The 12,749-nt window shown below is 41.7% G+C and carries 8 protein-coding genes and 1 pseudogene; 3 read left to right on the top strand and 6 right to left on the bottom strand.

The genetic code is table 11. From position 1 onward, the window contains the following. On the top strand, nt 1-110 hold a 110-nt coding region (locus tag FTU05_RS02275), incomplete at its 5' end, for a zinc ribbon domain-containing protein (protein ID WP_179994364.1). A gap of 304 nt (nt 111-414) precedes the next feature. On the opposite strand, the pseudogene FTU05_RS02270 reads toward FTU05_RS02275, so the two are convergent. Together FTU05_RS02270 and dhaK are read right to left on the bottom strand one after the other, a co-directional pair. Next, a pseudogene (locus tag FTU05_RS02270) lies at nt 415-1,092 on the bottom strand (DUF421 domain-containing protein). A gap of 225 nt (nt 1,093-1,317) precedes the next feature. Next, nucleotides 1,318-3,048 (bottom strand): dihydroxyacetone kinase subunit DhaK, encoded by a 1,731-nt coding sequence (gene dhaK, locus FTU05_RS02265; protein WP_180164114.1) that lies wholly within the window; start codon nt 3,046-3,048, stop codon nt 1,318-1,320. A 219-nt stretch (nt 3,049-3,267) separates the two neighbouring features. On the opposite strand from dhaK, the gene FTU05_RS02260 reads away from it, so the two are divergent. Then, nucleotides 3,268-3,630, top strand: a complete 363-nt coding sequence (locus FTU05_RS02260; protein WP_180164112.1) for an endonuclease domain-containing protein — start codon at nt 3,268-3,270, stop codon at nt 3,628-3,630. A 92-nt stretch (nt 3,631-3,722) separates the two neighbouring features. Here the strand turns inward: FTU05_RS02260 and FTU05_RS02255 are convergent, their stop codons facing one another. The 3 genes from FTU05_RS02255 to metH all read right to left on the bottom strand — a co-directional run bounded on the left by FTU05_RS02255 (nt 3,723) and on the right by metH (nt 8,850). Next, a complete protein-coding gene (locus FTU05_RS02255; protein WP_180115409.1) occupies nt 3,723-4,553 on the bottom strand; it encodes a TIGR02391 family protein in 831 nt (276 codons plus the stop codon). Between the two features lie 169 nt (nt 4,554-4,722). Beyond that, nucleotides 4,723-5,076 (bottom strand): lysozyme inhibitor LprI family protein, encoded by a 354-nt coding sequence (locus tag FTU05_RS02250; protein WP_218953201.1) that lies wholly within the window; start codon nt 5,074-5,076, stop codon nt 4,723-4,725. Between the two features lie 84 nt (nt 5,077-5,160). Continuing rightward, nucleotides 5,161-8,850, bottom strand: coding sequence for a methionine synthase (gene metH / locus FTU05_RS02245; RefSeq protein ID WP_180164110.1), 3,690 nt, complete (start codon nt 8,848-8,850; stop codon nt 5,161-5,163). A gap of 478 nt (nt 8,851-9,328) precedes the next feature. Between metH and FTU05_RS02240 the strand changes: the two genes are divergently transcribed. Beyond that, nucleotides 9,329-10,948, top strand: a complete 1,620-nt coding sequence (locus FTU05_RS02240; protein WP_180026505.1) for an inorganic phosphate transporter — start codon at nt 9,329-9,331, stop codon at nt 10,946-10,948. A gap of 165 nt (nt 10,949-11,113) precedes the next feature. On the opposite strand, the gene FTU05_RS02235 is transcribed toward FTU05_RS02240, so the two are convergent. Then, nucleotides 11,114-12,664: a hypothetical protein gene (locus tag FTU05_RS02235; RefSeq protein WP_180164108.1), complete on the bottom strand. Its 1,551-nt coding sequence runs from the start codon at nt 12,662-12,664 to the stop codon at nt 11,114-11,116. Nucleotides 12,665-12,749 lie beyond the last annotated feature (85 nt).

Here is a 12,749-nt window from a genome sequence, read left to right as displayed (position 1 = left end):
AATGGGAGTGCATGAGCTGTGGTACAGCTCATGATCGAGATATAAACTCAGCTCTAAACATTCTTGCGCTTGGGCATAAGCGTCTAGCTGTAGGAATCACCCTCTTTTAAGGGGGTGAGGATGTCAACTGATTGATAGATGTTAGTGCGAGAATAAAACTGAAAATTTCCTCATGATACATTTTTGGGAGTCTGTCTGAGCATCTTGTGGTCTTCAAAAGATGAAAGCTGGATGTCTTGCCTGAACTGAAATGATGCACAGATATTAACCAATGAAATCTCTGCTGCTGCACTTTTAGATGGCGAATAAAACATTGAAGGGTGGGTCTGTGGTGATGGTCGTTGGATCTTACTGTATTTTGATGACGTGTTTAATTGAAGCGGCACAGAATTTTAAAGTTTTAGCCTTGAATGCTTAAGCTAAACGCTGTGTATTAATCGCTTCAGCCCAGTCACAACATCCGCAGCGCGGGCAGGTATCCTGAGCACCGTAAATGTACATGGTTTTGCCACAGTGCGTACAGGCATACAGCTAATGCATTTTGATATCTCGAACCGCTTTATAGGGTTTCGGAAATAGTGGCAGTCCATAACGCACTTGTTCAGGTGGATAAAACAAAATACTAAATTTTCCATCACTTTCTAATAAACCAACTCGAACTTGTCCAAGATGCTCCACATTTTGCTGACGCATTTCAGAGAAGAATTCATCATGTGACATTTTACCTTGTTTAATCTTTTCTAAAACCAATTCACCATCTTCAACAATGTAGAGGGCTTTACCTTCAATTAAATCTTCAAAGGGTTGGTATTTCATCATGAGCCAAGTGATTACGCGGTATAAACCAATTACCACCGTCATCACAATGAGCGCTTGTAAGAGGGGGAGTTCCTCTTCAAACATCGGGTCGCCTGCAATTGAACCCAAAGCAAGGAGGATGGCAACTTCAAAGAGGGATAACTGACGCACGCCGCGTTTGCCTGTTAGGCGTAAGAATACGATGATTAAAACGAACATAATGACGCTACGCAAAATCACTTCGGCAGCAAAAGTCCATGTAGTGTCATGAATGAAAATTTGAGTGAAATCCATGTCTCATCCTTTTTTATCGTTATGTGTTTTTAACTTAGCAAAGCGCTGGGCGATAAAGCAGCTCAATTGTGTTAATTTTTAAGCACTATTCGAAAATGAATTTCATGCTAAAGGTATTGTATGAATGAGATATTTGATGAAAAAAAGTGCTTTAAAATAGCCATAAAAAAAGCACCGACGAATCGATGCTTTTGATGTGGTCTGGCAATATTTTAAGATGTTCAGTTATTTAATATGTTCTGCAATATCCGTAAAGATCACGCCTAAACCATGTGCGCCTGCATCTGGATAGCCAAGACTACGGTCGCCTACAGTTCCCGCACGTCCCATACGCGCTACGATCTCTTTGGTATTTTCAGCGCCTTGAACCGCCGCTTTTGCACCAAGTACAAAGTTTTCTTTAAAGGATTTATCGGTATGGGCAGACCAAGAATCTGCGCAAGGTACAAGTGCATCAATCAGGGTTTTATCACCCACCACTGCGCCGCGTCCAAATGAACGCTCACCTGTGGTTTGAATGCCTTTGACCGCTGCTTGCAGCATCTCGGCAAAATCAGCGACAGTTAAAACTGATTTGCCTTGAATTGATTTCGCTGCTGCACGGAATGCTGAACCCCAGATTGGGCCAGACGCGCCACCACAATGTTCCATAATGATCATTGAGCAGTTCAGCATGAATTCATCCATCTGCTGCGCTTGAATCAGACTTTGCCATTCACGTTTTAATTGCTTAAAGCCTTTCGCCACGCTCATACCGAAGTCGCCGTCACCAGCATGCGCGTCCAGCTCACAGAATGGCACTTCATTTCTAATGATGCAGGCAGACATCACATCCACCACATAACGCATGTTTTCGATGGTGAATTGCTCATTGCTAATCACCGCATGTTCAGGCTGTGTTTCAACTTGGGTGTTTACTACAGCTTTGGCTGAAGCATCTTTGGACACAAAAGTTAAAGGCTGTGCTGCTGAACCATCCATTTTAAATGCAGGGGTGTTGGCTGCTGCATCGAGGTAAGTTTTCAATTCATCATCGACAGAAAGCAAGGACACAGATGCACCATTCATGTCGATACTGGTCATATAGTTGCCGACAAATGTGCGGTAAATTTTGATGCCTTTACGTGCAAGGTGTTCGCATACATCATGGTTAAAGACATACAACTCTTGCAGCGGTGTGCTACCAAAACCGTTGACCAAAACTGCAACTTCAGTCAAATCAGGACGATCCAGAAATAGGTCATCAACAATGCGCTGCGCCAGTTCTTTAGATGGCAGGATTTTTTCACGACGGATGCCCGGTTCACCGTGGATGCCGACGCCATATTCCATTTCGTCATCAGCCAAAATAAACGTTGGCGTGCCTTTGGCTGGAACAGTACATGAGCTATAAGCAAAACCAAGGCTAATGACGTTGTCCGCAGCTTTTTGAGCAATCGCTTTTACGTCTGCAAGTTCTAAGCCTTTTGATGCTGCTGCGCCTGCAATCTTATGTACAAATACTGTGCCTGCAACACCACGACGACCTACTGTATATAGGCTGTCTTTAACCGCAATGTCATCTGCCACTTTTACATAGTCAACTTTAATGCCGTCTTCAGTTGCAAGGGCTGCGCCATTCTGGAAATTCATCATATCGCCAGAATAGTTTTTGATGATCATCAGCACGCCTTTGTCAGTTGCGACTTGCTGTAAGGCTTTATAGACCTGAATTTGCGATGGAGATGCAAATACATCACCACATACGGCAGCGTCTAACATGCCTGTACCGACAAAGCCTGCATGGGCAGGTTCGTGACCGCTACCACCACCACTGATAAGTGCCACGTTATTGTGCTTTTCTTTGCGTGAAATGATTTTGTGCGACTCGTTAAATGCGAGTTCTGGATGGGCAAGAACAAAGCCTTTGCACATTTCAATTACGATGTTTTCTGCACCGTTCATGAGTTTTTTCATGGATGTACCAATCTGTATTTATAGGGGAGAATGTAAAAAAGTTTATTATTATCGAAAAACATAATGTTTGCTGACATAAAAGTGTAAAAAAGGGCGGTTTTAGATTGAAGAGTTAGAAAATAAACATTTTTTGATATATAAATCTTGTTGGAATGAATCCCCCTAAATCCCCCTTTTTCAAAGTGGGATTTAGGGGAGATTTAAAAAAGAGAATAAAAAATGAAACCCTACAATAATAATTTAAAACAAGCCTCGCGTAATTTGCGCAATAACATGACCGATGCCGAGAAGCTGCTATGGTCACGGCTTCGCAATAAGCAAATTTTAGGTTTGCAATTTTATAGGCAAAAACCCATTTTAAATTTCATCGTAGATTTTTACTGTCCTGCCGCCAATTTAGTGATTGAGTGTGATGGTGGTCAGCATTTTACCCAAGAAGGATTGGAAGCGGATCTGATTCGGGATGAGGCTTTGGCTCAGCTTGGGCTAAAAGTGCTGAGGTTTGATAATGGGCAGGTGATGGGGCAGATTGATGATGTGGTGGAAGTGATTTATCTTTACTTTATTAAGAAATCTCCCTAAATCCCTCTTTAAGAAAGAGGGACTTCACGCGAATTAGATGATGGTTTTGGATTCGTGTAGTTCCTCCCTTTTAAAAGGAAGGTTAGGAGGGATTATATTTGTCCTTCATACATTTTTTTAGCTTCAGCTACTTTGTCTAATTTTCTATGAATTAAGGACACAGTTGATAAAATATCTAAAGCATCCTGTTCATCTATATTCCACGTAATTTTAGGGGCATGAGCTGTAGTATTTCTAAATGTTCCAAATATACCTTTAAGTAAATGCATAAAACCGTTTTGTTCACTCTGATGACTTGGTGTAGTTAAACTATTTAAGGCTAAATAAGGAACTTTATTTTTATACGCAAAAGCTTGATCTACTAATTCAGAACCATCACTGGTTAGTTTTGTTTTGATTCTAATTTTTTCAGCAATACTTTTAGTTGCTTCAAAAACTGCATGAAAATAATTATCTACGAGTAGTTCTGCTCTACAAAACGCTAAGACATCAGGATGTATTTTTCTATCTAATAAAGTTTTTCTTAAATTTTGCGCCCGTGCTTCAGCTTCATCAAAAGTTTGAACTTTGTCTGCTTGCTTGAGTTCGCCACTATCAGTGAGTTCAAAACCTTCAAATGACAAAACATAATTCAATTCAGTTCGTATATTTTCAAACCATTCTTTTCTATGGATATGACGTGAAGGGCGCATAACATATTTAATAAAAGCTAAGACATTATTAGAACAGCGATCTTCAGTTTGTTTTGAGGATAGAGCATCATATAAACGTTTCCATTTTGTTGAATTTAGTTGAAGATCTTTGATATTACATTCAGTCAGATATTTGGTGATTTCTGTTCCTGAAAGCCCGTTATTAGTTTCACCTAAAGTTTTACAGATACTTTCTAGGCTTCCTAGATCTAAACTTTTTATTATTGCCATTTTTCAATCTTAAATTTTTCATGGGTTTAAGTATTTTAAATACTAGTTTTATTTATAGCAATTAATCTCTCCCAACCTTCCTTTACAAAACGAAGAGCTGTCACGTAATGAATTCGATACGCGAAAGTCCCCCTTTGTAAAAGGGGGATTTAGGGGGATTACCTAAAAATTAAAGTAAATCTTTTAAGTCTTTAATTCGTTGATCAATAAGATCGGCATTACATGATAGATTGATTAGCTTAGATCCCGCACCTTGTACACTGCTAGATAGATAAGATACGAGTTCATCACAATGACTATTTTTATATAACAACCAATTCTTTTGAGAGGTTTCTAAAATTTTCTTACCTTCCTCATCCATAGTGTTATAAAGCTTTTGATAAGTTTGGTTGAGCTTGGTTTTATTAGATTTTAATTCTTTTTCATAACAGGCAATTTCATCATAAACATTACTAGCTTTACATTTTGCAAAAGTAAAAGATGAAATAAAAGGTAAAACTAAAAGTAAGAATATTTTTTTCAATTTTATAAAATTCGTTTATGTGTTTTTAAGATTTTTGATTATAAATAAAAAACCCCCTCATTCGAGGGGATTTTTTCAAACTAATTACTGAACCGAATCATCCAAATTCGGTGCTAACCAACGCTTCGCTTCATCCAAAGTCCAGCCTTTACGCTTTGCATAATCCTCAAGCTGATCGCCTGCGATTTTACCCACGTTAAAGTATTGGCTTTCAGGGTTTGCATAGTAGAAACCGCTGACAGATGAAGGCGGCCACATTGCAAAGCTAGTGGTCAATTGCGTACCAATCTTGTCAGTAGAACCTAACCAGTCAAACAACGGCGCTTTTTCAGAATGCTCAGGGCAAGCAGGGTAGCCCGGTGCAGGACGGATGCCCACATACTTCTCTTTAATCAATTCTTCATTGCTTAAGGTTTCAGACGCTTGGTTACCCCAGAACTCTTTACGGATACGTTCATGCAAATGCTCCGCAAACGCTTCCGCAAAACGGTCACCTAAAGATTGCGCAAGAATTGCAGAGTAGTCATCGCCTTTAGCTTTGTACTCATTTGCCATTTCTTCCGCACCAAAGATGGATACCGTGAAACCGCCCAAGTAGTCTTCTGCGACACCTTTAGGCGCAACAAAGTCCGCTAATGACAAGTTTGGTTTACCTGTCACTTTGTCAGACTGTTGACGAATGTGATGGAAGGTATGCGTAACCGATTGACCATCTTCGCTATACACTTCAACCGAATCCGCTGCTGAACGGTTTGCAGGGTAAATACCAAACACAGCACGAGCATCAAAACGTTTGTTGTCGATGATGTCTTTTAGCATGGTCTGTGCTTGTTCATACAAGTCAGTTGCTGCTTCACCTACAACTTCATCAGTTAAGATAGCAGGGAATTTACCTGCCAAACTCCAAGAAATGAAGAACGGTGTCCAGTCAAAGTATTCAACCAAAGTTTCCAATGGATAATTGGTCAGCGTTTGCGTACCAATAAAGTTTGGCTTCGCAGGCGCATTGGCTGCAAAGTCTATTTTCAAACCATTTTCTACAGATTCAGCATACGTCAGTTTGGCCGCTTTTGGCTGTTTATTGGCAATACGCTCACGGACTTTTTCATATTCAGCACGGGTTTCTGCTACAAACTTTGGCTTCATTTCCTTAGAAAGTAAAGTTGTTGCTACACCCACCGCACGAGATGCATCGGCAACATAAATGACTGCATCGTTTGAATATTGTGGATCAATTTTCACTGCCGTATGCGCTTTAGAAGTGGTTGCACCGCCAATCATCAATGGAACATTAAAGCCTTTGCGCTGCATTTCTTTCGCAACAAAAACCATTTCATCCAAAGACGGAGTGATTAGGCCAGATAGACCAATAATGTCGACTTTCTCATCAATGGCAGTTTGCAGAATCTTCTCGCAAGGCACCATCACGCCAAGGTCGATGATGTCATAACCATTACAGCCAAGTACTACGCCCACGATATTTTTACCGATGTCATGTACGTCACCTTTCACGGTTGCCATCAGGACTTTACCCTTAGATTGGCCAGCTGTTTTTTCCGCTTCAATGAACGGATTCAGCCAAGCTACAGCCTGTTTCATGACACGTGCAGATTTCACCACTTGCGGCAGGAACATTTTGCCTGAACCGAACAAATCACCTACAACATTCATGCCGTCCATCAGCGGACCTTCAATCACATCGAGTGGACGTTTAGCTTTCAGGCGTGCTTCTTCAGTATCTTCATCAATAAAGGTGGTGATACCTTTCACTAAAGCATGCTCAAGGCGCTTTTCTACGGGAAGCTCACGCCATTCCAAGTTTTCCACTTGTTTTTGCGCAGCACCTTGACCACGGTATTTTTCAGCAACTTCAAGCAGCTTTTCTGTAGCTTCTTGATGGCTTTCACCTTGGTTTTGGTTCAAGATCACATCTTCAACCGCAGCTTTCAGTTCAGCATCAATATCATCATAAATCGCCATTTGACCTGCGTTGACGATACCCATAGTCATGCCTTGCTGAATGGCATGGTATAAGAACACTGAGTGAATCGCTTCACGTACAGGTTCATTACCACGGAAGGAGAACGATACGTTAGACACACCGCCTGAAATCATCGCATGTGGTAAGTTTTGCTTGATCCAGCCTGTTGCTTCAATAAAGTCCACAGCATAGTTGTTGTGTTCTTCGATACCTGTTGCCACTGCAAACACGTTCGGGTCAAAAATGATGTCTTCAGCAGGGAAGCCCACTTCATTCACCAATACATCATAAGAGCGTTTACAGATTTCTTTTTTACGTGCAGCAGTGTCGGCCTGACCATTTTCGTCAAAGGCCATAACAATTACGGCAGCGCCATACTGACGGCACAAACGCGCTTTTGCAACGAACTCGTCATAGCCTTCTTTTAAGGAAATCGAGTTAACAACCGCTTTACCTTGTACACATTTTAAGCCCGCTTCAATGATTTCCCATTTAGATGAGTCAATCATGATCGGCACACGTGAAATTTCAGGTTCAGAGGCTACAAGATTCAGGAAGTGCACCATTGCGCCTTCTGAATCCAGCATGCCTTCATCCATGTTGATGTCGATAATCTGAGCACCGGCTTCAACTTGCTGCTGTGCAACTTCTAAAGCTTCGGCAAAGTTTTCTTCACGGATTAAACGTAGGAATTTTTTAGAACCTGTCACGTTGGTACGTTCACCGACGTTTACAAACAGCGAATCTTCTGTAATGTTGAACGGCTCTAAACCGCTTAAACGGCAAGCGGGTTTGGTTTCTGGCACTTGGCGTGGCTTAATGTCTTTTACGGCATTGGCAATAGCACGGATGTGATCCGGCGTTGTACCGCAGCAGCCGCCAGTGATGTTAATCAAGCCACTTTCTGCAAATTCTTTAATAAAGGCAGCGGTTTGTTCAGGGGTTTCATCATAACCGCCGAAGGCATTTGGTAAGCCAGCGTTCGGATGCGCCGAAACAAAAGTATCAGCAACGTCAGCAATGGTTTTTACATGCGGACGCATGGCATCTGCACCTAGGGCACAGTTAAAGCCAATAGACAATAAGTCACCATGACGCACAGAGTTCCAGAACGCTTCAGCAGTTTGGCCAGTTAAAGTTCGGCCAGAGGCATCGGTAATCGTGCCTGAAATCATCAATGGCAATTCATAGCCAAGCTGATTAAACACTTCTTTCACTGCAAAGATGGCAGCTTTACAGTTTAAAGTATCGAATACAGTTTCAATGAGCAGAATGTCCGCACCGCCTTCAATCAGGGCATGCGCAGCTTGAATATAGTTTTCTTTTAGCTCATCAAAAGTGATGTTACGGAATGCTGGGTCATTTACATTTGGCGAGATCGAGCAAGTGCGTGAAGTCGGCCCAAGCACACCTGCAACAAAACGCGGTTTTTCAGGCGTAGAGTATTTTTCACAAGCGGCTTTAGCAATACGCGCTGCTTCACGGTTGATCTCTGATACCAAATCTTCCATGTGGTAGTCAGACATTGAAACTTTAGTGCCGTTAAAGCTGTTGGTTTCAATAATGTCTGCGCCAGCATCGAGGTAGGCTTCATGAATGCCTTGGATAATTTGCGGCTGCGTCAACACCAATAGGTCATTATTGCCTTTGAGGTCAGATGCCCAATCTGCAAAACGCTCACCACGGTAGTCAGCTTCTTCGAGTTTATGACGCTGAATCATGGTGCCCATTGCACCGTCGATAATCAGAATCCGTTGAGCGAGCAGCTCTTTTAGGGTGGCAAGCGTGGACATAAATAACCCCAATCCGATGGAATATAAAATCGGCAAATATATTAACAGAATTCATTGCAGTTTTATTGATATTCAATCATCTTCACAGCGCGCAATTATTAGCTTGTTGAATTAATGAGCAATATTGCAACTTGATAATTTCATATTCCAATTTCATATAAATGTATGGAAAACTTCATGAATTTGTCATATTGCTCAGGCAAGATTAAAAAACATCCAGCAGGGCTATGCAATATGACAAAAAACATGACAGATGAAATATAAGCTGAAACATTGGGTTTCAAAGAAAATAAAGTTTAAATACGCAGATTAAATAACTGATTTACTTTATGAAAGTAGAGTATAAAAGTCGGTTTTTAACACTTTAAAAAAACAAATAAAGCATGAAAAATTGCTTTATATGACACCGCTTTGTCATATAATTGTCATAATTAAATTGAACAATATGGGGATTTTAAAATCCTCTATTCCTGCCTGCATGAATTCTAAACAAACTCCCGTAGATTCAGCGCACACGTCGACTACTCAAAAGTCTACGAATGTTCATGTGCCTACACCGAAATTCTTTATGCCGGTATTTTTAACGGTGATTATTTCAACGTTGATTTATATTGGTTTTCAGGTGACTGCCGATTTAGCGCATGTTCCGCCTTTAAGTCTTTATTCAATGATTTTATTGGGCACAGCCTTATTCATCGCACTTGGCTTTGAATTTGTAAATGGTTTCCATGACACTGCAAACGCAGTGGCAACAGTGATTTATACCAACGCCTTGTCAGCACCAGTTGCGGTAATGTGGGCAGGTTTCTGTAACTTTCTGGGTGTAATGGTTGCCAGTGGTGCAGTCGCTTACGGCATTATTGCCTTATTACCTGTTGAATTGATTATGAATGTCGGTTCAGGTGCTGGTTTTGCCATGGTTTTCGCTATGTTGATCGCAGCGATTTTGTGGAATTTAGGGACTTGGTTCTTAGGCATCCCAGCGTCTAGTTCGCATACTTTGATTGGTTCTATTCTTGGCGTTGGCATCATGAACTACCTGTTAAATGCAGGCGGTGGTGCGAGCGGTGTAGATATGGAGCAGGTGCTTAAAGTCGGTAAGGCTTTATTGTTCTCTCCACTGATTGGTTTTGCATTTGCAGCCCTAGTTTTCTTGTTGGTGAAGCGTATTTTCCGCAAACAGCTAGAATTGTTTCAGCCACCAGAAGGCAATAAGCCGCCACCACCACTGATTCGTGCAATTTTGATCTTTACCTGTACAGGTGTAAGTTTTGCGCACGGTTCAAATGATGGTCAAAAAGGTATGGGTCTGATCATGCTGATTTTAATCGGATGTGTGCCATTGGCTTATTCATTGAATAAGAACTTAGATAATCAACATATTCAATCTTTCCATCAGTTATCTGCTCAAACTGCGACTGCGATCTACGCAGAGCATAAGGATATTCCTGATGCACAAGCACGTGATGTACTCACCAAATACATTCAAACCAAAGAAGTCAGCCCAGAAGTTGTGCCAGCTTTGGCAAGTTTGACCGATCATTTAGGTGAGCGTGTTGCACAGTATGGCGACTTAAAAGATATTCCTGAACAAGAAGTATCTTCGATTCGTAATGACATGTACTTAAGTACTACTGCTTTTAAACGTCTAGATAAAGCTGAACAACTACCAGCAATGGCAGAAGCTGAACAAAAGACAGTGAAGGAATATCGTAGTCACTTAGATTCGTTCTTACAGTACATTCCAACATGGGTGAAAGTCGCTGTTGCATTGGCACTGGGTCTTGGAACCATGGTGGGTTGGAAACGTATTGTTGTGACTGTCGGTGAACGTATTGGTAAAAACCACATGACCTATGGTCAGGGCATGTCTGCCGAGCTTGTTGCTATGTCAACGATTGCTGCTGCGGATGGTTTTGGTATGCCTGTATCGACCACACACGTATTGAACTCTGCGGTTGCAGGTACCATGGTCGCGAATAAATCGGGTCTGAACTTTGCAACAGTGAAGACCATTCTATCGGCTTGGGTCTTCACTTTACCTGCAACGATCTGTCTATCAGGCTGCTTGTACTGGTTATTCTTGAAAGTGTTCTAAGCAACTCAAATTCCAGATATAAAAAAACGCTGCTTCGGCAGCGTTTTCTTATGGCTTTATCTCAGACATCACCGATTTTAATGGGATGACTGAGAGCTGAATTAGAACAATCAAACTAGCGAGTTGAAGCTTTGCAAAGTTCAACACTTATTTGAACCAATGCAGTTACGCTTTTTTAAACAGTCCCAATACTTTTTTCACGGGCAATTTCTCTTCAGCAAAACCATACAGCGCTGCAAAAGGTAAGGCAGTACGCGCCAAATAAGCCACACGCCATAAGCCACCATGGTTGGCACCATGCATCATGAGTTCTAATGGGTGGTCTAGCGCCGTTTCAGGGTTAGCAACCGATTGAGGGTTTCTCAAGTCGTGAATCCATAAAGCCGCCATGAGTGCATTGGTGGTTTCAGGTTGGAAGGATTCCACATCAAATAAACTCGCACCATTAAATGCGGCTTTTAATAATGGATTCTTCGTCACTGAGCGGGTCGTGGTGGATGGCGCAATATTAATACTAACCCGCTGACCATTTTGACGTGCGACAGTTGCGCGCCATTGTTGGATACGTTTTGCGAGTGCGTAGTTTGGACCTTGTTCCACCACCAGACAGTCAGCAATACCATAGGATTTTCCATTGTCTGCTGTGGTGGTTTGCTCATTATTTTGCTTAAAGAAATGCTGACCTGTGACTTTGGCAATACTTTGTGTCAATAGTTTTTGTGCAGAAGCACGGTTTTGGAATTTGGCTTGCGCTGCCGTAACAATCTCTTCTGGAACCGCATAGACATCGGTCGGAGTACACATAAACATCAAGCTGGTGTCGGCTTTTTGTTGGCTGACATAGGCCATGATGCTGTCCATTGCCATTGCAACACGAACATGCTTTTCACCATCTAAATAGGCAATTGCAGCCAGATCTAGTTGATGTTCACTTTGTGCAAGCCATTGTGCAATTTCAGGAATGTGTGTCAGTAAATTGGCGCCCAATTTGTGTTTTAGTTCTTGAATGGGTGTGTCTTCATGCACAGCGTCGAGACTTGGTGAATATAAAGTGGCATTACCGGCCTGAACCGTGCTTAAGATTCGATCCCAAACACGTTCATTATTGAGGTCGATTGCCACAATATTGGCTTTCCATTTTGCTAACCACGTCAGAGGGCCAGCTTCGGAGGCAGCACCAAAAAGCACCATAGTCCGATCTGACAAATCGAACCATTCTGGGTGTGCAATGGCTTCACGTAATGCGTCGGCATGACTGGCTTCAATGATGCCAGCATCTTGCCATTTTTGAATCTGAGCCAGTAAAGCCTCACCTTGAAGTTTTTGACCATGATAGGGCACATACCACTCAGGCGCTGCGTCACTTTCACCTTTTAATTTCACGGTATGCAGCGGATGTGCAGTCAAAGCTACTGCATCTTTGAGCGTATACTTTTCTTGATTACGATAAAACTCAAAGACGTGATGCGCTTTATTTAAACCTTGCTCAGCAATGTTGATCGCAGCTTCAGATGATTGAATTCCTTGTTCAACCAAGGCTTTAAAATATTCAGGATATTTTTTACGCCAGTTTTTTTCTTGTTTTGCACGTACAGAAGAGTGATGGTCAACTGCAGCTAAGGCTTCAGCGATAATTTCACGACCAGTTTTAGATGTACTCGGCTTTTGGTTTGAAGCCGAAATGGGAAATTGAAGACCTTCAGTTGAACTCGACATGCAAAATATCTCAGCTAATTTTGTCATTAATATACAGATGTATACATTATCTATGCCAAATTAAAAAATAGGGTGGCATAAAGTG

Origin of the sequence: Acinetobacter sp. YH12049 (assembly GCF_013419875.1) — a bacterium.
Classification (GTDB): Bacteria; Pseudomonadota; Gammaproteobacteria; order Pseudomonadales; family Moraxellaceae; genus Acinetobacter; species Acinetobacter amyesii.
Note: the sequence above shows the minus strand (reverse complement) of the source record. Positions and strands in the feature narration are given on the sequence as shown.

Excerpts from the sequence above, each read along its gene's own strand:
- FTU05_RS02255 (WP_180115409.1), bottom strand. The coding sequence starts at position 4,553 with ATGGCAATAATAAAAAGTTTAGATCTAGGAAGCCTAGAAAGTATCTGT.
- FTU05_RS02240 (WP_180026505.1), top strand. The coding sequence starts at position 9,329 with ATGAATTCTAAACAAACTCCCGTAGATTCAGCGCACACGTCGACTACT.
- dhaK (WP_180164114.1), bottom strand. The coding sequence starts at position 3,048 with ATGAAAAAACTCATGAACGGTGCAGAAAACATCGTAATTGAAATGTGC.
- metH (WP_180164110.1), bottom strand. The coding sequence starts at position 8,850 with ATGTCCACGCTTGCCACCCTAAAAGAGCTGCTCGCTCAACGGATTCTG.
- FTU05_RS02260 (WP_180164112.1), top strand. The coding sequence starts at position 3,268 with ATGAAACCCTACAATAATAATTTAAAACAAGCCTCGCGTAATTTGCGC.
- FTU05_RS02235 (WP_180164108.1), bottom strand. The coding sequence starts at position 12,664 with ATGTCGAGTTCAACTGAAGGTCTTCAATTTCCCATTTCGGCTTCAAAC.